At 35.4% G+C, this 20,120-nt stretch carries 16 protein-coding genes and 3 tRNA genes; 13 read left to right on the top strand and 6 right to left on the bottom strand.

From position 1 onward, the window contains the following. Positions 1–9: 9 nt before the first annotated feature. Complete coding sequence (locus PCY17_RS05455) at positions 10–1,206, bottom strand: S1C family serine protease (protein WP_084944230.1); 1,197 nt, start codon at positions 1,204–1,206, stop codon at positions 10–12. Positions 1,207–1,391: 185 nt separating this feature from the next. Between PCY17_RS05455 and rlmH the strand changes: the two genes are divergently transcribed. The 7 genes from rlmH (at position 1,392) to PCY17_RS05420 (ending at position 4,569) form a co-directional block, all read left to right on the top strand. Then, positions 1,392–1,871: a 23S rRNA (pseudouridine(1915)-N(3))-methyltransferase RlmH gene (gene rlmH / locus PCY17_RS05450; protein WP_000694219.1), complete on the top strand. Its 480-nt coding sequence runs from the start codon at positions 1,392–1,394 to the stop codon at positions 1,869–1,871. A gap of 43 nt (positions 1,872–1,914) precedes the next feature. Beyond that, positions 1,915–1,988: transfer RNA gene (locus PCY17_RS05445), tRNA-Arg, on the top strand. Positions 1,989–2,152: 164 nt separating this feature from the next. Beyond that, positions 2,153–2,278: a competence-stimulating peptide ComC gene (gene comC / locus PCY17_RS05440; protein WP_002874960.1), complete on the top strand. Its 126-nt coding sequence runs from the start codon at positions 2,153–2,155 to the stop codon at positions 2,276–2,278. Between the two features lie 20 nt (positions 2,279–2,298). Further along, a complete protein-coding gene (comD, locus tag PCY17_RS05435; protein ID WP_000054555.1) occupies positions 2,299–3,618 on the top strand; it encodes a competence system sensor histidine kinase ComD in 1,320 nt (439 codons plus the stop codon). Beyond that, positions 3,615–4,367, top strand: coding sequence for a competence system response regulator transcription factor ComE (gene comE / locus PCY17_RS05430; protein ID WP_000866079.1), 753 nt, complete (start codon positions 3,615–3,617; stop codon positions 4,365–4,367). The genes comD and comE overlap by 4 nt, the downstream gene beginning before the upstream one ends. Before the next feature lie 51 nt (positions 4,368–4,418). Beyond that, positions 4,419–4,490: transfer RNA gene (locus PCY17_RS05425), tRNA-Glu, on the top strand. 5 nt (positions 4,491–4,495) lie between these two features. Then, a tRNA-Asn gene (locus PCY17_RS05420) sits at positions 4,496–4,569 on the top strand. Positions 4,570–4,604: 35 nt separating this feature from the next. On the opposite strand, the gene PCY17_RS05415 is transcribed toward PCY17_RS05420, so the two are convergent. Then, positions 4,605–5,147, bottom strand: a complete 543-nt coding sequence (locus tag PCY17_RS05415) for a TetR/AcrR family transcriptional regulator (protein ID WP_000665080.1) — start codon at positions 5,145–5,147, stop codon at positions 4,605–4,607. 127 nt (positions 5,148–5,274) lie between these two features. On the opposite strand from PCY17_RS05415, the gene PCY17_RS05410 reads away from it, so the two are divergent. Then, complete coding sequence (locus PCY17_RS05410; protein WP_000472066.1) at positions 5,275–7,929, top strand: YhgE/Pip domain-containing protein; 2,655 nt, start codon at positions 5,275–5,277, stop codon at positions 7,927–7,929. 21 nt (positions 7,930–7,950) lie between these two features. On the opposite strand, the gene PCY17_RS05405 is transcribed toward PCY17_RS05410, so the two are convergent. Beyond that, complete coding sequence (locus PCY17_RS05405; RefSeq protein ID WP_301392096.1) at positions 7,951–10,503, bottom strand: YfhO family protein; 2,553 nt, start codon at positions 10,501–10,503, stop codon at positions 7,951–7,953. A 60-nt stretch (positions 10,504–10,563) separates the two neighbouring features. Then, the gene (locus tag PCY17_RS05400) at positions 10,564–12,186 is read right to left on the bottom strand and encodes an ATP-binding cassette domain-containing protein (protein ID WP_084945032.1); all 1,623 of its coding nucleotides are present in this window, start codon (positions 12,184–12,186) and stop codon (positions 10,564–10,566) included. A 195-nt stretch (positions 12,187–12,381) separates the two neighbouring features. On the opposite strand from PCY17_RS05400, the gene trpS reads away from it, so the two are divergent. Further along, positions 12,382–13,407 (top strand): tryptophan--tRNA ligase, encoded by a 1,026-nt coding sequence (gene trpS / locus PCY17_RS05395; protein WP_000165463.1) that lies wholly within the window; start codon positions 12,382–12,384, stop codon positions 13,405–13,407. 162 nt (positions 13,408–13,569) lie between these two features. Further along, on the top strand, positions 13,570–15,048 hold the full coding sequence (guaB, locus tag PCY17_RS05390; protein ID WP_000073416.1) for an IMP dehydrogenase: 1,479 nt from the start codon (positions 13,570–13,572) through the stop codon (positions 15,046–15,048). A 52-nt stretch (positions 15,049–15,100) separates the two neighbouring features. On the opposite strand, the gene recF is transcribed toward guaB, so the two are convergent. Further along, the gene (gene recF / locus PCY17_RS05385) at positions 15,101–16,198 is read right to left on the bottom strand and encodes a DNA replication/repair protein RecF (RefSeq protein ID WP_084944234.1); all 1,098 of its coding nucleotides are present in this window, start codon (positions 16,196–16,198) and stop codon (positions 15,101–15,103) included. 2 nt (positions 16,199–16,200) lie between these two features. Continuing rightward, complete coding sequence (gene yaaA / locus PCY17_RS05380) at positions 16,201–16,563, bottom strand: S4 domain-containing protein YaaA (protein WP_084945033.1); 363 nt, start codon at positions 16,561–16,563, stop codon at positions 16,201–16,203. Between the two features lie 160 nt (positions 16,564–16,723). Between yaaA and PCY17_RS05375 the strand changes: the two genes are divergently transcribed. The 3 genes from PCY17_RS05375 to rodZ are packed head-to-tail and all read left to right on the top strand — an operon-like array spanning position 16,724 to position 20,111. Then, positions 16,724–17,974: a pitrilysin family protein gene (locus tag PCY17_RS05375; RefSeq protein ID WP_084945034.1), complete on the top strand. Its 1,251-nt coding sequence runs from the start codon at positions 16,724–16,726 to the stop codon at positions 17,972–17,974. Beyond that, positions 17,971–19,254 carry a pitrilysin family protein gene (locus tag PCY17_RS05370; RefSeq protein ID WP_042903079.1) on the top strand — a complete coding sequence of 428 codons (1,284 nt, stop codon included), beginning with the start codon at positions 17,971–17,973 and terminating at the stop codon, positions 19,252–19,254. The genes PCY17_RS05375 and PCY17_RS05370 overlap by 4 nt, the downstream gene beginning before the upstream one ends. A 35-nt stretch (positions 19,255–19,289) precedes the next feature. Then, positions 19,290–20,111, top strand: coding sequence for a cytoskeleton protein RodZ (gene rodZ / locus PCY17_RS05365; RefSeq protein WP_042903078.1), 822 nt, complete (start codon positions 19,290–19,292; stop codon positions 20,109–20,111). Positions 20,112–20,120 lie beyond the last annotated feature (9 nt).

Raw genomic sequence — 20,120 nt, 5'->3', positions numbered from 1 at the left:
TGATGTCAATTAAGACTCTAAATCACCAGAATTCTTATCTAGTTTAATTGAGGTTGTTTCCTCCTTACCATTACGGTAGTAGGTTACTTTGATAGTATCTCCGATAGCATGATTGTAAAGAGCATGTTGTAGGTCTGTTGATGAGGTAATCTCTTTGTCGTCAACTTTGGTAATGACATCGTATTTTTGAAGATGTCCATTTGCTGGCATATTGTTTTGAACAGATCGAACAACTACACCTGAAGTAAGGCCACTTGGAATGTTAAGTTTTCTAAGATCACTAGCTCCAACATTTGACAGATTGACCATTTGAATTCCAAGAGCAGGACGAGTCACTTTACCATTACTTTCAAGCTGTTTAATGATATTTTGTGCATCGTTTGAAGGAATTGCAAAACCAAGACCTTCTACAGATGTCCCACCATTACTTGCAATTTTACTTGATGTAATACCAATTACTTGTCCTTGAATGTTTACAAGTGGACCACCAGAGTTACCAGGGTTAATGGCTGTATCTGTTTGAATGGCTTTTGTTGAAATAGCTTGACCGTCTTCAGATTTTAGAGAAACATTTCGATTAAGACTTGAAATAATCCCTTGTGTAACTGTATTAGCATATTCTGAACCTAGAGGACTACCGATAGCAATCGCTGTTTCTCCAACACTAAGTTGACTTGAATCCCCAAATTCTGCGACTGTTGTAACTTTTTCTGAAGAAATTTTAACGACAGCAATATCAGAGAAGGTATCAGATCCGACAATTTCACCAGGAACCTTGGTACCATCAGCTAAGCGTATATCAACTTTTGAAGCTCCATTGATAACGTGAGTATTAGTTACAAGATAGGCATCTTTATCATCCTTTTTATAGATAACACCTGATCCCTCACTTGCGATTTGTTGATTGTCTGAATCAGAATTAGTGTCGTCAGCATTAAATACACTACTTTGTCTACTGCTAGAAGAAGAATAAGTAATGATTGAGACAACAGCATCCTTAACTTTATTTACTGCTTGAGTGGTTGAATTTTCATTCTTATAGGATGTTTGAGTGACAGTGCCAGAATTATTATTTGTAGCTTGATTTCCTTGTTTTTGATAAAGTTGTAATGTTACGAAACTTCCTAAGGCACCACTTAAAAATCCGATTAGAATGATTGCTAGAACTTTAACTCCTTTTTTGTAAAATTTTTGTAAGTGTTTCATAAACGCCTCCGTTTGTTATTTATTTACTCAGATTATAAACCTATTAACTTAATCCAAACTTAAAAGCTTAAAGTTTTACACAAGTTGTGGATAACTCGCTTTATTCTGTGAATTCACTTGTATTTTTGAATGATTTTTGTGTGTATAAGATGTGAAATGAAGTGTGGATATGATAGAATAGAAGAATGAAAATAAAAATTGTAACAGTAGGAAAATTAAAAGAAAAATACCTTAAAGATGGAATTGCTGAATATACCAAACGAATTTCACGTTTCGCCAAATTAGAAATGATTGAGCTCACTGATGAGAAGACACCTGACAAAGCCAGTGAATTAGAAAATCAAAAAATCTTGGAAACAGAAGGTGAAAGAATTCTTTCTAAGGTTGGAGAAAGAGACTTTGTCGTTGTTCTAGCCATTGAAGGAAAAACACTCTCCTCAGAGGAATTTAGTAAGCAACTAGAGCAAGCTTCTATCAAAGGATACTCAACGCTTACTTTTATCATTGGAGGAAGTTTGGGTCTAGCTCCTGTTGTAAAAAATAGGGCCAATCTTTCTGTCAGTTTTGGACGTCTGACATTACCACATCAGTTAATGAGATTGGTTTTAGTTGAACAAATTTACCGTGCTTTTACAATTCAACAGGGTTCTCCTTACCACAAATAGAAGATTGACTTAGCTCTTGTTTTTTGATAGAATGGTCATGTTAGGTCTCATAGCTCAGCTGGATAGAGCATTCGCCTTCTAAGCGAACGGTCGCAGGTTCGAATCCTGCTGGGATCAATTTTAGATGCGAAGCTGGGATTTATCCCAGCTTTTTTCTTAAAAAAGTGCGTTTCAGGTGCAAAAATGTACAGTTGGGAAGAATTTTTTCTTACATGGTCTTCATTTTGTATAATAGGTGTGTAAGTTAACTTACAAGAAAAAATAATACAGGAGATTTCATTATGAAAAATACAGAAAAGTTGGAACAATTTAAAGAAGTAACAGAGGCAGAATTGCAGGAGATTCGAGGTGGAGATAAAAGACTACCTTACTTTTTTAAACATCTTTTTTCAAATAGGACAAAGTAGTAATATTATAGGGTGATAGGATGAGTTTATTAGGATTTGGAATAGTTATTCTTCATATTTTTATTTTAACAATAAGCTATGAATTAATTTGTAAAGTAACTAAAAAAGAAAGATATTTATTTATAGCTTGTATATTTGTATATCAGTCTGTAGCTGAATTTTTCTTTGACTTTATTTCATTAGCTGGGTTAGGGATTGAAAAGTTTATATTTCCTTTTATTCTATATACTTCTATAGTAGTTTTAAAGAAGTATGATAAGCATAAAGGAATGTTTATCAGTTTACTATTGTCTTTATTATATCATAGTACACATACTTTTTTATCAGTAACCCTATCCTCTATAACAGGTGATGCTTTTGTGATAGAACATGAAGTGATGTTTTATTTAGGAGTACTATTACTAACATATTTTATTATTAAAAAAATTATTACTTATTTCCATTTAGAACTTACCTATTTTGATAAAGATTATCTGTATCCTTTTTTAAAAAAAGTAATAGTTGCTTTCTTTGGTTTACATATCTTATTGTTTATTTCAGATATAGTAAGTACAACTCATCATTTAAATAGTTTCGGAAGTATTTTATCAACCATTGTTTTTATTTGCTTGTTATTGATTTTCTTTGCAATGAATTCTCACAAGGTTCAAATTGAAAAAGAGATTGCTCTAAAACAAAAGAAATTTGAACAAAAACATTTACAGACTTATACTGATGAAATTGTGGAGTTATATAATGAAATTCGCGGTTTTCGTCATGACTATGCAGGGATGCTTGTTAGCATGCAAATGGCGATTGACAGTGGAGATTTACAAGAAATTAACAGGGTTTACAATGAAGTCTTAGTAAAAGCAAATCAGAAATTGAGGTCAGAAAAATATACTTACTTTGATTTAAATAATATAGAAGACTCTGCTTTACGAAGTTTAATTGCTCAATCGATTGTCTATGCACGAAAAAATGATGTAGAGTTTACATTGGAAGTAAAGGATATCATTACTAGACTGTCAATAGATTTACTTGATCTTGTTCGTATCATGAGCATTTTATTAAACAATGCTGTTGAAGGTGCTGCAGATAGTTATTTGAAACAAATGGAAGTTGCAGTCATTAAAATGGATTTTGAAACAGTTATAGTTATCCAGAATTCATGCAAAATCACTATGACGCCTTCAGAGGATTTATTTGCCTTAGGTTTCTCTACCAAGGGAAGAAATAGAGGTCTAGGACTTAATAATGTCAAGGAGATTTTAGATAAGTATGACAACATTATTTTAGAAACAGAGATGGAAGACAACACATTTAGACAAATTATTAGATTTAAGAGGGAATTCGAATGAAAGTATTAATTTTAGAAGATGTTATTGAACATCAAGTGAGACTAGAGAGAATATTAAATGAAATCTCGGAAGAATCGAATATTCCTATTTCATATAAGACAACAGGAAAAGTTCGTGAGTTTAAGGAATATATCGAAAATGATGAAGTAAACCAGCTTTATTTCCTAGATATCGATATTCATGGAATCGAGAAAAAAGGCTTTGAAGTGGCTCAGTTTATCCGTCATCACAATCCTTATGCTATTATTGTCTTTATTACCAGTCGATCTGAATTTGCTACCTTAACTTACAAATACCAGGTATCAGCTCTAGATTTTGTAGACAAAGACATCAATGATGAATTGTTCAAAAAACGTATCGAGCAGAGTATTTTTTACACTAAGAGTATGCTGCTTGAAAACGAAGATGTTGTAGACTATTTTGATTACAACTATAAGGGAAATGATTTGAAAATTCCTTACCATGACATTTTGTATATCGAAACCACAGGAGTTTCTCATAAACTTCGGATTATTGGTAAGAATTTTGCTAAAGAATTCTATGGAACTATGACAGATATTCAGGAAAAGGACAAACATACCCAGCGATTTTATTGCTCCCATAAATCTTTCCTTGTCAATGTGGGAAATGTGAGAGAAATTGATCGAAAGAATTTAGAAGTTGTCTTTTATGAAGATCATCGTTGCCCGATTACCCGTTTGAAAGTTCGCAAACTAAAAGATATTCTAGAGAAAAAATCTAAAAAGTGATTGACAATTAGTAAGAAATTGATATAATGGTTATATCTGCTACAGATAGATGGTCCGTTGGTCAAGGGGTTAAGACACCGCCTTTTCACGGCGGTAACACGGGTTCGAATCCCGTACGGACTATTTTATCCGCCATAGCTCAGTTGGTAGTAGCGCATGACTGTTAATCATGATGTCGTAGGTTCGAGTCCTACTGGCGGAGTCAGATAAAAAAAAGAACACCAATGGTGTTCTTTTTTAGTTGACATCACCTAACATTTTCATAAGGAAGTCTGTCATTTCTTGCGGACTTTCTTTTTTTCCGTGAGCAATCCAAGTCTGGCAAACACCAAATAGGGCATTTGTTAGATAAATACTGCTGTATTCTAATTCTATTGGAGTGAGTTGTAATTTCATAAAGCGTTTCTGAAGGTCGGTGCTAAGCATAATGTGAAGCTTATTTCTCAAGAAATTTTGGATTTCTTTTGTCCCATTTTCAGATAAGAGTGCAGCCAAGAGTGGCTCAGACTCTAAATATTCAAATACTTCTAAAATAGCATCTCTTTTGTGATGAGCATGTTTTTGGAAAATATACTCAAAGGTATGAAATAGCTTACTTTGGTAGAGTTCAATCATATCATACTTATCCTTGTAGTGAGTGTAAAAGCTGGAACGACTAATTCCGGCTTTTTCTGCTAACTTGACAGTAGAAATTTGATCAAAGGGCTGGTCCATCAATAATTGAACCATGGCATTTTCGATAATTCGTTTTGTTTTTAAACGTTTGTTACTTTCTTTCATAATTCCTCCTTGTAAACAAAATAGACTATGTGTCTAAAAAAATATTTTTTACCTTGTAATTTAGATTTTTTGATGTATAATCTATTATATCAAAATTTTAGACAATATGTGTAAAAAAGGAGGAAACATGTTTAAAGAATGGAAAGCAATATTTAAAAAACCGACCTTTATCATTGTAATGATAGGGATTTCTCTCATTCCAGCTTTATACAACATTATATTTTTATCGTCCATGTGGGATCCATATGGTCAAGTATCGGAGTTACCTGTGGCAGTTGTCAATAAAGATAAGGAAGCTTCTTATAATGGACAGACAATGAGAATTGGTGAAGACATGGTGTCTAATTTAAAAGAAAATAAGGCTTTAGATTTTCACTTTGTTAATGAAGAGGAAGGGGAAAAAGGGCTAGAAGATGGTGACTACTACATGGTAGTGACTTTACCAAGTGATCTATCTGAAAAAGCTACTTCTATCCTAACGAATCATCCTGAACAGATGCAGATTGATTATCAGACGTCAAGTGGGCATAGCTTTATTGCAAGTAAGATGAGTGATTCTGCAATGACACAATTAAAACAAACCGTCTCTACTAATGTTACTGAAACGTACACTAAGGCTTTATTTCAAAAAATGAATGATTTGAAGTCTGGAATAAATAAGGCAGCTGAAGGAAGTGAACAATTGGCTAATGGAGCCGATCAGTTGGTAACGGGAAGTCAAACATTGACGACAAATCTTAATACTCTAGCTAACTCAAGTGTAACTTTTTCAAATGGAGCGGATCAATTTACAAAAGGCTTATCTAGCTATGTGTCTGCTATAGAGCAATTACATATTGGTTTAGGAACTTTTAATAATGGTTTACAAAGTTATACAAATGCTGTCTCACAAGTTGACACTGGACTTGGTCAATTATCTTCAAAAACTCCTGAGTTGGTGACAGGTGTAAATCAGCTAAATACAGGTATAAAGTCCTATACAGGTGGCGTTTCACAACTGGATACAGGTCTCAATCAATTTTCAGTTGGTGTAAATGCTTATACAAGTAGTGTGAAAGAACTTTCTAACGGAACAAGTCAATTATCCAACCAATCAGATACACTAAGGGATGGAATGGAGCAATTAAATACTGGTATTAAAGAAATTTCAAGCCAATTAGAGTCCTCATCTCAACAAAGTGAAGAAATAGCGCAATTGGCAACAAGCTTAGGAGAACTAAATAAAACACTACAAGCTCTTACAATATCAGATAATACTCAACTGAAAAGTACATTGTCAGAAGCTTTGCCAAATCTAACAACTCTTGCTCAGGATATTGTGACCAAAAGTCAGACAGAACAAGAGAAAACTATTGCTAACCTTCAATCAACAGCTACTTATCAATCTCTTACAGAGGAACAAAAGAAAGAACTGACAGAAGCTATTTCTAAAAATTCTAATTCTACTATTGAGTCAGCAAAAACAATTTTAACGACAGTAGGAGGATTAAAAGAAAGTATAGAGAATTCAGAACAACAAGTATCTAATCTATCTGATGTGCAGACGAAAGCAAATCAACTCTTACCTGCAGCATCTAGCTCCTTGACAACCTTGTCAAATGGATTTACAACATTACAAACTTCTGTAAATAATCAGTTAGTTCCTGGAAGTCAGTCAATTGAAAAAGGTGTTGTAAACTATACTAAAGGACTGGATACTATTTCTATTGGTGCTAATCAACTAAGTGAAAAGAATACAAGTTTAACAACTAGTCTAGATAAATTAGTTTCTGGATCAAGTAAGTTGACAGAAAATACATCAACCTTGACAGCTGGAGTAGATGCGTTAGCTGGAAAAGCTCCAGAATTAGTATCAGGTATAGAAAGTTTGTCATCTGGTTCTGCTCAATTGAATAATAAGAGTCCAGAGCTGATAGCAGGTATTACTAAATTACAATTTGGCTCTGGTCAATTAACAGACAAATCAACACAGTTACTTTCTGCAGCATCCCAACTAGGAAGTGGCGCTATGAAGATTGCAGATGGTGCTGGAAAACTAGCAACTGGTGGAACAACCTTAACCTCTGGGCTTGAAGATTTACAGACAGGAGTTGATTCATTAGGACAAGGATTAGGCAATGCTAATAATCAACTCAAATCAGCTTCAACAGAATCTAAAAATGCAGAAACATTATCTGAACCTCTAGTTCTTTCAAAAACAGACAACGACCAAGTTCCTGTGAATGGGATTGCCATGGCTCCTTATATGATATCAGTTGCTCTTTTTGTTGCTGCTATATCTACCAATATGATTTTTGCTAAGTTGCCTTCTGGACGTCATCCAGAGAGCCGTTGGGCTTGGTTGAAGTCTCGTTCTGAAATAAATGGGATTATAGCTGTCTTAGCAGGTGTTTTAGTTTATGGAGGTGTCCATCTTATTGGATTGACTGCGAACCATGAGATGAGGACCTTGATTCTAATTATAATCACAAGTTTAGCTTTCATGTCTATGGTGACAGCTTTAACAACTTGGAATAGCCGTATTGGAGCTTTCTTCTCTCTTATTTTACTTTTATTACAGTTAGCATCAAGTGCAGGGACCTATCCCCTTGCTTTGACAAATGATTTCTTCAAAGGTGTCAATCCTTGGTTACCAATGAGTTATTCTGTATCAGGCTTACGACAAACAATCTCTATGACAGGAAATATTCATCATCAAGTGATTTTCCTTATTATAACTCTAGCTTTCTTTACTGCTTTAGGTATGCTAGCTTACCAACCTAAGAAAATGGAAGAAGATTAAAAAGATTGGCCAAGAAATTGGTCAATCTTTTTCTGTCTTAGATAAATTTCGTCTGTGATTATAGATCCAAAAAAGAAGAAGGGCAGTTAGTGAGCAGGCTGCTCCAATAACAAAACCATTGGGGATAAAGGAAAGTGTAATGGTGCCTTTTCCTTTTGGAACATCAACTTTCATAAAACCAGTCTGAGCCTGCTTGATTTCAAGTTTTTTCCCATCTTGGTATGCAGACCAACCTTTGTCATAAGGAATAGTGAAGAAAATAGAGGTATCTTGTTTGACTTCATATGTAGCAAAGACTTTATTTTTAGAGGTGGATACTTCTACAGGTTGTTCTTTAATCTTTTGGATTGCTTCAGTAAGAGCCTGAGTATCTAAATGATAGAAGGTTGGAGATTCAAATGACACCTGAGAATTTCCAGGGAAACTAACACTGATATTGAAAGTTTGTTGTTTTTCAGTATAACCCAAATTAAAGAAATTAAATGCATTGTCAGTTGTAAAAGTCTTCTTTTCTCCATTGACAATGATGTCAACTTTCTTTTGCTTATCGTTTGTAAAATGAAGATTTGAAAAAGAGAGATAGACTTGACTATTTTGAGGAACCTCAATTTGATAATCAATCTTTGCATCTTCATTAGCAGAACCTGTGATGCTGGTTAAACCATCTGAAGTATCTGTTTTATCAGATGCTATTTGGGAGAAGTAATCTAAGTTGAGATTAGCAAGCTGGTTTATAAATAAAGCCTGATTATCTAGAGTGTGATTGTTAAAGTTTACATCTGTGTAAATAGATTGAGTGGCAAAGGCAATGGGTAAAGAGAGTTGATTTTTATATAAGGTTAAATGATCCTTTTGATAAATCTCTTGAAAGCCATACTTATCAAGTGAAGTTTCAGAAATATTGTACTGGATTCCAAATAAACTGTCTGCTAAAAGACTGTTATTTGCATAACGGAGATTGAGGTTGGTTCCAGAGGATTTGAATCCCAGTTTATCCAAACTAGTGCTAGCTGAGCGATTTCGTACAGACGAAAATTGAGAGATTCCATTGTAGTTAAATTTCATACTGTCATTTCCAGTCTGAATTTGCAGTTTTTCAGTACGTGTAAATGGATTGTCAACTTGGTTTAGAATGGATTCCATAGCGGTGATATCTCTATTATAGGCACTACGAGAAGCAAAGGCCCATTCTTTAGCTATTCCTTCCATTTGAGATGATGCATTTAAGCTTATCTCAGCTGTTATAAATAAAGACAAAAGGATTGCAAATAGATTTACAGAGATAAATTTTCTAATGACTGCAAGAAGTAAAAGAGCATAAACTAGTAAAAATTCAAGAGTGAGTAGGATATTCAAATCAGTTAAAAAAGAATAGTGTGATTTAAAATAGACAGTGGCCAAAAATCCTGTTAGTACAAGAAAAAGTGAGACAAATAGATTCCATAGCTTCAGTTCTTTCAGACGATTTAAGACTTCTGCTGCAGTATAAATTAACAGAGTGGAAAAAATCCAAGCATAGCGATGCAAAAACATATTTGGGGTATGCATCCCTTGCCAAAATAAATCAAGTGCCTCTATGTAAAAGCTTGTTATTAAAAAAGTAAAAAAAATTGCATAGATAAGTTTCACGTGAAACTTAATGGATTTTATTGTGAAAAATAGAATGGTCAAAATAAAGGGAAGCAATCCAACAAAAATCATTGGTATAGATCCATACTTAGTTGTATCAAAAGATCCAATGAATTGTTTTGCGAAAATATCCAGATACCAGCTACTGTCTGTTTTTAATTTTGTGATGGCAGTTAACTTCTCCCCATGAGTTTGTAAATCAAACAGTGTAGGAAGAGTCATAATCAAACTAACCATTCCTGCTAAAAAGGAGGTAACAACAAAATCAAGAAAAGATGATTTTCGAGTTTTAAAGTCCCAAGAAATTTGGCAGAGATACCAGAAAATAAGAAACAATGCTGTCATATACCCAAAATAATAATTTTGAATAAATAAGATTGACAAACTTGTAAAGTATAGTAGGCGCTTCTTTTGTGTTATAAGTAGGTGTAAACCAGTTATAATGAAAGGAATCAAGATAAAAACATCTAGCCAGGTTTTTATCTCTAACTGACTGACAGTGAAGCTCATTAAAGCATAGGAAGTAGATAAGGCAAGTTTTAAAAATTTTGGGATATCTTTAAATAATCTATTTAGACTAAAGAAGGTTGACAGACCAATCAATCCAAATTTTAAGAGAGTGGTTAGATAGACAGCATCTGGCATATTCGACAGATTAAAAAAGTAAACTAGGGGTGAAAGAAAACTACCCAAGTAATAACTAGATAGAGCATAGAAATTCAGTCCGAGGCCACTTGTAAAGGTGTAAAACAAACTACCATTTCCATGCAGAATATTTCGTAAAGCTACATCAAAAATAACGTATTGATGGAAACCGTCTCCTAATAGTGGAGATGCATCGCTATTCCAGTAGATACCTTGAGTTAGGTATACTCCAGTCATAATTACTAAAGGGATGATGAAAGAAATAAAATAGGTCCAATATGTTTTAAAAAATGATTTCATGTTACCTCGCAGAATGATAGAAAACTCAGTTGGTTACCCCAACTGAGTTTTGAAGTCTTATTAGTCTTTCCAAAGTTCTTTAACTTTTGCTTGTACTTCTGCATTTTCTAGGAATTCATCGTAGGTTTCATCAATACGATCAATGACACCATTCTTAGACAAAACAATAATATGGTTTGCTAAGGTTTGAATGAACTCGTGATCATGACTAGCAAAGATAATTGATTCTTTAAAGTTTTTCAATCCATCGTTCAAGCTTGAGATAGATTCCAAGTCCAAGTGATTTGTTGGATCATCAAGTACAAGGACATTTGATTTCAAGAGCATGAGTTTTGAAAGCATGACACGTACTTTTTCTCCCCCTGACAAGACGTTTACAGGTTTGTTAACCTCATCTCCAGAAAAGAGCATACGACCGAGGAAACCACGTAGGAAGGTATTGTCATCTTCTTCTTTACTTGCAAATTGACGCAACCAGTCAAGGATTGACTCTCCTCCTGCAAAATCAGCCGAGTTGTCTTTTGGCAAGTAAGAACGGCTAGTAGTAACTCCCCACTTGACGGTTCCTTCATAGTTGATGTCACCCATAATTGCACGAATTAATGCAGTCGTTTGGATGTCATTTTGTCCAATAAGAGCTGTCTTATCACCTGGACGCAAGATGAAACTAATATTGTCTAGGATAGTTTCGCCATCAATCTTTACAGTTAGATTTTCTACTGTCAAGAGATCATTACCAATCTCACGTTCTGCTTTAAAGTTGATAAATGGGTATTTACGACTAGATGGCACAATCTCTTCTAATTCAATCTTGTCAAGCATTTTTTTACGAGACGTTGCTTGTCTTGATTTAGAAGCATTAGCAGAGAAGCGAGCAACGAATTCTTGCAATTGCTTAATTTTTTCTTCTGCCTTAGCATTACGGTCTGCTAGCAATTTAGCAGCAAGCTCAGAAGATTCCTTCCAGAAGTCGTAGTTTCCGACATAGAGTTTGATTTTTCCAAAGTCAAGGTCGGCCATATGAGTACACACTTTGTTTAAGAAGTGACGGTCGTGGGATACTACGATAACGGTGTTATCAAAATCAATCAAGAAGTCTTCTAACCAAGTAATCGATTGGATATCTAAACCATTGGTTGGCTCGTCCAAAAGAAGAACATCAGGTTTACCAAATAAGGCTTTAGCAAGGAGAACCTTCACTTTTTCACCATTGGCTAATTCGCTCATGTTTTGATAGTGCAATTCTTCTGGAATGTTTAGGTTTTGAAGTAGTTGAGACGCTTCACTTTCTGCTTCCCAACCTCCAAGTTCAGCAAATTCACCTTCGAGTTCGGCTGCACGAACACCATCTTCATCTGAAAAATCTTCCTTCATGTAAATGGCGTCTTTTTCTTTCATGATGTTGTAAAGTTTTTCATTTCCCATAATAACGACATCAATAACTCGCTCATCTTCATAGTCAAAATGATTTTGACGGAGAACAGAGAGACGTTCATCTGGACCAAGAGAGATATGACCAGTTGTTGGCTCGAGATCACCAGCTAAGATTTTTAAGAATGTAGACTTCCCAGCACCATTAGCACCAATTAATCCGTATGTATTTCCTTCTGTAAATTTGATATTGACATCATCAAAAAGTTTGCGATCACTAAAACGTAGTGAAACATCAGATACTGTAAGCAATGTTTTTCTCCTATAATATGTAATATATTTATTCTACTAGAAAAGAGAGAAATATTCAAATTTTTGTTTGTCAATTTTATGTCAATTAAATTTACAGGTTTATTTACAAAGAGTTAGTCGTTTGATTTAAATAATTTTCTGTTATTTTAACAAAAAAATGCTATAATTGAAGAGACCATTTCGAAGGAGAAAAAAATGACGAAACCCATTATTTTAACAGGAGATCGCCCAACAGGAAAACTGCATATTGGACATTATGTTGGGAGTCTTAAAAATAGAGTATTACTGCAGGAAGAAGACAAGTATGAGATGTTTGTTTTTTTGGCGGACCAACAAGCATTGACAGATCACGCCAAAGATCCTCAAACGATTGTAGAATCGATTGGGAATGTTGCCTTAGATTACCTAGCAGTTGGATTAGATCCAAGTAAATCAACCATCTTTATTCAAAGTCAGATTCCAGAGTTAGCTGAACTGTCTATGTACTATATGAATTTGGTGTCACTAGCACGTTTAGAGCGCAATCCTACAGTGAAAACAGAGATCGCTCAGAAAGGGTTTGGAGAAAGTATTCCGACAGGATTTCTGGTTTATCCGATTGCGCAAGCAGCAGATATTACTGCCTTCAAGGCTAATTATGTTCCTGTTGGGACAGATCAGAAACCAATGATTGAGCAAACTCGTGAGATTGTTCGTTCCTTTAATCATGCTTATAATTGTGAGGTCTTGGTGGAGCCGGAAGGTATTTATCCAGAAAATGAGAGAGCAGGGCGTTTGCCAGGTCTAGATGGAAATGCTAAAATGTCTAAATCCCTTAATAATGGTATTTATCTAGCAGATGATGCGGATACGTTGCGTAAAAAAGTCATGAGCATGTATACTGATTCGGATCATATTCGAGTGGAGGATCCAGGTAAGATTGAAGGAAACATGGTTTTCCATTATCTAGATGTGTTTGGTCGTCCAGAAGATGCTCAAGAAATTGCGGATATGAAAGAACATTATCAACGTGGTGGTCTTGGTGATGTGAAGACGAAACGTTATCTACTTGAAATATTAGAACGCGAACTTGGTCCTATTCGTGAGCGCCGTATCGAATTTGCTAAGGATATGGGAGAAGTGTACAATATGCTTCAAAAAGGTAGTGAGAAAGCGCGTGAGGTTGCGGGGCAAACTCTATCTGAAGTTAAGGGAGCAATGGGACTAAATTATTTTAAATAATAGATAAAATATGAATCGTAAAACTATCTCTTCCATAGGATCACAGGGATAGTTTTTTTATGATTTCTACCATAAATATAATTGACAAATTTTCATAGAATGGTATGATAGATACAATACAAAAAGAGTCAAGCTCAAAAAGAAAGAAAAGAGGAAACTTGAATGTCTAATTGGGATACTAAATTTTTAAAAAAAGGTTTTACCTTTGATGATGTATTGCTCATTCCAGCAGAAAGTCATGTGTTGCCTAATGATGCAGATTTAACAACAAAATTGGCAGATAATCTGACTTTAAATATCCCAATTATAACAGCCGCCATGGATACAGTCACAGAAAGTCAAATGGCTATTGCCATTGCTCGTGCAGGTGGTCTTGGAGTAATCCATAAAAACATGTCTATTGCGCAACAGGCAGATGAAGTTCGCAAGGTAAAACGTTCTGAAAATGGTGTTATTATTGATCCATTCTTTTTGACTCCAGAACACACGATTGCTGAAGCAGATGAACTGATGGGACGTTACCGTATCAGTGGTGTTCCAGTTGTGGAGACACTTGAAAATCGTAAATTGGTTGGTATTCTAACAAACCGAGATCTTCGCTTTATTTCAGATTACAATCAGCCAATCTCAAACCATATGACCAGTGAAAATCTTGTTACTGCTCCTGTTGGTACAGACCTTGCAACAGCTGAAAGCATTCTTCAAGAACACCGTATTGAAAAACTTCCTTTGGTTGATGAAGAAGGTCGTCTTTCTGGCTTGATTACTATTAAAGATATCGAAAAAGTAATTGAATTTCCTAATGCAGCAAAAGATGAGTTTGGTCGTCTTCTAGTTGCTGGTGCGGTAGGTGTCACTTCAGATACATTTGAACGTGCAGAGGCTCTTTTTGAAGCAGGAGCGGATGCGATTGTAATTGATACTGCACATGGTCACTCTGCTGGTGTTCTACGTAAAATTGCTGAAATTCGTGCTCACTTCCCAGACCGCACTTTGATTGCGGGTAATATTGCCACTGCAGAAGGTGCGCGTGCTCTTTATGATGCAGGTGTAGATGTTGTCAAAGTCGGTATTGGACCAGGTTCTATCTGTACCACTCGTGTGATTGCAGGGGTTGGTGTCCCACAAGTGACAGCAATCTATGATGCAGCAGCAGTTGCGCGTGAATATGGAAAAACAATCATTGCTGATGGTGGAATCAAGTATTCTGGAGATATTGTAAAAGCCCTTGCTGCAGGTGGAAATGCGGTTATGCTTGGATCAATGTTCGCTGGAACAGACGAAGCACCAGGTGAAACGGAAATCTTCCAAGGACGTAAGTTTAAAACTTACCGTGGTATGGGATCAATCGCTGCAATGAAGAAAGGTTCAAGTGACCGTTACTTCCAAGGTTCTGTCAATGAAGCAAACAAACTTGTTCCAGAAGGAATTGAAGGACGTGTTGCCTATAAAGGTGCAGCAGCTGATATTGTCTTCCAAATGATTGGTGGTATTCGCTCTGGTATGGGTTACTGTGGTGCAGCTAACCTTAAAGAATTACACGACAACGCTCAATTTATTGAAATGTCTGGGGCTGGTCTAAAAGAAAGCCATCCTCATGATGTACAAATCACTAATGAGGCACCAAACTACTCTATGTAAGTAGTAAAAAAGAACTCCTGATTTTCAGGAGTTCTTTTTGTTTACAAAGTTGTCAATCTTGATTTACAGAAATTTTACCTTTTTGAATGTTGAAAATACTAAGGTTTTCTGGCAAGTTTTGTAAGTGGTCTAAACTTGTTGTTGTAATAAAGGTTTGGATAGATTGAGAAATGGTTTCTAGTAATTTTAGTTGCCGTGTATTGTCAAGTTCGCTCATAACATCATCGAGCAAGAGTATCGGAGACTCGTTGGTAATACTTTCCATTAGCTCGATCTCTGCTAGTTTGATAGAGAGAACAAGACTACGATGTTGACCTTGGCTTCCAAAACTAGCATCCATACCATTGATATAAAAAGAAATATCATCTCGATGAGGGCCAACTCCAGTATTCTTTTTAAATAAATCTCTGGATCTGCTTTTCTCCAAAGCAATTTTAAAAGAATTTGTTAGCTGTTCTTCATCAGTGAAGTTGACAGATGATTGATAAGATATTGACAACTCTTCCAATTTATTTGAAATTTCTAAGTGTTTTTTTTGACCAAATTTCTCTAAGTCTTTAATGAATTTTATCCGATGCTTTATAACGCGACAACCATACTCTATTAACTGATCATCTAAGACTGACAGAAATGTTTCATCAATCTTCTGGCTGGATTTTAGATAAGTATTTCTTTGCTTGAGTATGTGATTATAGTTTGACAAGTCTGACAAGTAGATTGGTTTAATTTGTCCTAGTTCGATGTCTATAAACTTTCGACGGACAGAGGGCGCTCCTTTAATTAGCTGGAGATCTTCAGGTGCGAAGAGGACAACATTCATATGTCCGATATAGTCTGATAGGCGAGCTTGTTTTAAGTGATTGACCTTAGTCACACGCCCTTTTGGCGTTAAATCAATTTCTAGAGGGATAGAGCTTGTTTTTTTCTGTAGCAAGCCAGAAAGATGGAGTTGCTCGTTATCAAAATGAATGAGATTTTTATCTGTACGAGTCCGATGACTACGTGTCAAGGCCAAGAAATAGATTGCTTCTAGAATATTGGTTTTTCCTTGTGCATTTTGACCTAGAAAGACATTTAATTTTGGATTGAAATCAATTTTTGCCTCTTTGTAGTTTCGAAAGGTTTTAATTGTTAAATGTTGGAGCCACATGGTTATCTTCCTGGAAAACGTGGAGCTTGTTTGGTTTTAGGCGATGAAGAAGTTTTTTGTTTCTTGACACTTTTATTCATCTCTTTGACAAGTTTAGCAATTCGCTCTTTCTCAATCTTATCTGCTTGATACTCTTCTTGCTCTTTTAAACTTGGTTTTGTCAAGGTGATGTCAATCTTTAAATCAGGAATGTCAATCGTATCTCCAATACGGATTTTTTTCCCACGTCTATTTTCTAATTCACCATTAAAGTAAACTTGATGATCTATTAAAAAGGATTTGATAGCACCACCGCTTTGTATAATTCCAAGTTCTTTTAGGAGGGCTTGGAGCGTAATAAATTCTTCAAATAATTTGTATTCCATAATTCACCTCAATCTTTGGTATTATACCATATTTTCCTTGAAATAGCTGAAGGAAAGTTAGCTGAAATGAAAACGGTTTTACTCTTTAAAGCTATAAAGAGAACAAGAAAAATTTTGATTTTCGTGGTATAATAGAACTCTATATGTAAGGAGGTAAGGTATGGAGTTAGTGCCTGGAATTTCAGCACATTTTGTTCAATCCAAAAAGTTTAAAACAAATAAAATCACTATTCGTTTTACTGCTCCCTTATCTCTTGAGACAATAGCAGGACGTATGTTAAGTGCAAGTATGTTGGAGACGGCAAATCAAGCTTATCCAACATCACAAGCATTTCGCAGATATTTGGCTAGTTTATATGGAACAGATATTTCCACAAGTGCTTATCGTAGAGGACAAGCACATATTCTTGACTTAACATTTACCTACGTGCGGGATGAGTTTTTGAGTAAAAAAAATGTCTTGACTTCTCGAATTTTGGAATTAGTAAAACAGACTTTATTTTCCCCCTTAGTTCAAGATGGTGCTTTTGAGCCAGCCTTGTTTGAAATTGAAAGAAAACAGTTATTGACTAGTTTAGCTACTGATATGGATGATTCATTTTATTTTGCTCATAAGGAGTTAGATAGCTTGTTCTTCCATGATGAACGTCTTCAATTGAGATACAGTGATTTACGAAATAGCATTTCAAATGAGTCTCCGGAAAGTAGCTACACGTGCTTTCAAAATGCTCTGAAGAATGATCGTATTGATTTCTTTTTCTTAGGTGATTTCAACGAAGTAGAAATTACAGAATCACTGAAGTCATTACCCTTTACAGCTAGAGAGAACGGTGTCACTATCCAGTACCATCAATCTTATTCGAATGTTCTACGAGAAGGAATGGTTCAGAGGAATGTTGGGCAATCTATTTTAGAATTAGGCTATCATTCTCCTGTAAAATATGGTGATGATGAGCATTTGCCCATGCTTGTGATGAATGGTTTGTTGGGTGAATTTGCACATTCGAAACTTTTTACAAACGTTCGTGAAAATGCTGGAATAGCCTATACAGTCTCGAGTCAATTGGATTTGTTTAGTGGTCTGTTAAGGATGTATGCGGGTATTGATAGAGAAAATCGAAATCAGGCTAGAAAAATGATGAATCATCAATTGCTAGATCTGAAAAAGGGTAACTTTACAGATTTTGAACTTGAACAAACCAAGGAGATGATTCGACGATCTTTGTTGATGGCTCAAGATAATCAACAGACCCTATTTGAAAGAGTCTATTTGAATGCTCTATTGGGGAAATCAAGCTTTGACATTGATCGATTGGTGGCAAAATTAGAGAGTGTTGATAAAGAAGCGGTATGTAAAGCTGCCAACAGTTTGAAGCTACAAGCGATTTACTTTATGGAAGGAGTAGAATGACAAAGGTTACTTTTGAAGAAAAATACTATCCTGCTGTAAAGGAAACAGTCTACAAAACACAATTGTCAAATGGATTGACAGTTTCTTTACTCCCTAAACAAGATTTCAATGAGGTTTATGGGATTGTAACAGTTCAATTTGGTTCTGTAGATGCAACTTATACAAGCTTGGGAAAAGGTTTACGTCATCATCCAGCAGGAATTGCACATTTTCTTGAACATAAATTGTTTGAAAGAGAAAACTCCGAGGATATAATGGCTGCATTTACTCGATTAGGTGCGGACAGTAATGCCTTTACAAGCTTTACTAAGATCAGCTATCTTTTTTCAACAATTGACCATCTATTAGAAAATTTAGATTTGCTAGATGAGTTAGTCGGAGATGTTCATTTTACAGAAGAGTCTGTTTTGAGGGAACAGGATATTATCCAGCAAGAACGAGAAATGTACCAAGACGATCCAGACTCACGTTTGTTTTTTGCAACATTAGCCAACCTTTATCCTGATACTCCTTTAGCAACAGATATTGTTGGAAGTGAAAAATCAATTTCTGAGATTCAAGTTTCAAATTTAAAAGAGAACTTTACAGACTTTTACAAACCTGTCAACATGTCACTGTTTTTAGTTGGAAATATTGATGTAAAAGTTGTTGAGGAATACTTTTCAAAAAAGGAAAAGAAGACTTTAGAACAGTTTACGGTTTCAAAAGAGCAACTACCCTTGCAGCCTGTGAAGCAAACAGATAGTCTTCGGATGGAAGTTTCTTCACCTAAACTTGCTGTTGCGATTAGAGGTAATGGGCAAATAACAGAAACTGAGTCTTATCGTTACAATATTTTATTGAAATTACTATTTACGATGATGTTTGGTTGGACTTCTGATCGTTTTCAAAGGTTATATGAGTCTGGGAAGTTAGATGCGTCATTGTCACTTGAGGTTGAAGTCAACAGTCGCTTTCATTTTGTGATATTGACAATGGACACCAATGAGCCTGTTTCTCTCTCGCACCAATTTCGTAAAGCGATTCGTCAGTTTAGTAGTGATGCGGATATTACTGAGGAGCATTTGGATCTTGTTAAGAGTGAGATGTTTGGTGAGTTTTTCAGTAGCATGAACTCTTTGGAATTTATTGCAACTCAATACGATCCGATGGATCGTGGAGAAACAATTTTTGATTTTCCGAAAATTTTACAGGAAATTACTTTGGAGGATGTTCTAGAAGCTGGACATCGTTTGATTGATAATGGTGATCTAGTTGATTTTACAATCTTTCCAGCTTAAAAGATGACTAATACTAGAAAGAAGGAATGGTACGTATGAGAAAAAAAACAATTGGCGAGGTTCTACGTTTAGCCAGAATTAACCAGGGATTGAGTCTGGAAGAATTGCAGGAAAAAACTGAAATTCAGTTGCATTTTCTAGAAGCTATGGAGGCAGATGATTTTGATCAACTTCCTAGTACCTTCTATGCTCGTTCTTTTTTAAGAAAATATGCCTGGGCAGTAGAGTTAGATGAAAGAATTGTTTTGGATGCATATGATTCAGGCAGTATGATTACCTACGAAGAGGTAGATGTCGATGAAGAAGACTTATCTGGTCGCAGACGATCAAATAAGAAAAAAACGTCTTATCTCCCCTTGTTTTATTTCGTTCTATTTGCTTTGTCAATTTTAATTTTTGTCACTTACTATGTCTGGAACTACATCCAAACTCAGCCAAGTCCTTCTTCAGCTAATTATAGTGTTGTGAGCTCGACTAGTTCAACGACCTCATCTAGTTCATCTTCTACTAGTCAGACGTCTAGCTCGTCTTCTACTGCGGAATCAACTATTACCGTTTCAGGTGAAGGGAACCGCATTGAAGCTCGCTATAAAACGAGTAAGGAAACAGCTACGGTTCAGCTGACTGTTTCGGATGCAACTAGCTGGGTAAGTGTTTCAGGAAGTGACCTTGAAGGTGGTGTGACCTTGTCATCAGACAATAAAAACGCAAAAACAACAGTTTCAACTAAGAATCCTGTTACCATTACTTTAGGTGTAGTGAAGGGAGTTACTGTGACTGTGGACAATCAAACGATTGATACTTCGAAGCTGACAACTCAGACTGGAACTGTAACACTTACATTTACTACAGATTAAGGAAAAATC

Source organism: Streptococcus sp. SO2 (genome assembly GCF_030440025.1).
Note: the sequence above shows the minus strand (reverse complement) of the source record. Positions and strands in the feature narration are given on the sequence as shown.

Bases quoted from the DNA above. Each gene is read 5' to 3' on its own strand.
- PCY17_RS05405 (WP_301392096.1), bottom strand. From the start codon at position 10,503: ATGAAATCATTTTTTAAAACATATTGGACCTATTTTATTTCTTTCATC.
- comD (WP_000054555.1), top strand. From the start codon at position 2,299: ATGAGTTTATTAGGATTTGGAATAGTTATTCTTCATATTTTTATTTTA.
- yaaA (WP_084945033.1), bottom strand. From the start codon at position 16,563: ATGGAATACAAATTATTTGAAGAATTTATTACGCTCCAAGCCCTCCTA.
- rlmH (WP_000694219.1), top strand. From the start codon at position 1,392: ATGAAAATAAAAATTGTAACAGTAGGAAAATTAAAAGAAAAATACCTT.
- PCY17_RS05375 (WP_084945034.1), top strand. From the start codon at position 16,724: ATGGAGTTAGTGCCTGGAATTTCAGCACATTTTGTTCAATCCAAAAAG.
- trpS (WP_000165463.1), top strand. From the start codon at position 12,382: ATGACGAAACCCATTATTTTAACAGGAGATCGCCCAACAGGAAAACTG.
- rodZ (WP_042903078.1), top strand. From the start codon at position 19,290: ATGAGAAAAAAAACAATTGGCGAGGTTCTACGTTTAGCCAGAATTAAC.
- comC (WP_002874960.1), top strand. From the start codon at position 2,153: ATGAAAAATACAGAAAAGTTGGAACAATTTAAAGAAGTAACAGAGGCA.
- PCY17_RS05455 (WP_084944230.1), bottom strand. From the start codon at position 1,206: ATGAAACACTTACAAAAATTTTACAAAAAAGGAGTTAAAGTTCTAGCA.
- PCY17_RS05415 (WP_000665080.1), bottom strand. From the start codon at position 5,147: ATGAAAGAAAGTAACAAACGTTTAAAAACAAAACGAATTATCGAAAAT.
- comE (WP_000866079.1), top strand. From the start codon at position 3,615: ATGAAAGTATTAATTTTAGAAGATGTTATTGAACATCAAGTGAGACTA.
- PCY17_RS05410 (WP_000472066.1), top strand. From the start codon at position 5,275: ATGTTTAAAGAATGGAAAGCAATATTTAAAAAACCGACCTTTATCATT.
- recF (WP_084944234.1), bottom strand. From the start codon at position 16,198: ATGTGGCTCCAACATTTAACAATTAAAACCTTTCGAAACTACAAAGAG.
- guaB (WP_000073416.1), top strand. From the start codon at position 13,570: ATGTCTAATTGGGATACTAAATTTTTAAAAAAAGGTTTTACCTTTGAT.
- PCY17_RS05370 (WP_042903079.1), top strand. From the start codon at position 17,971: ATGACAAAGGTTACTTTTGAAGAAAAATACTATCCTGCTGTAAAGGAA.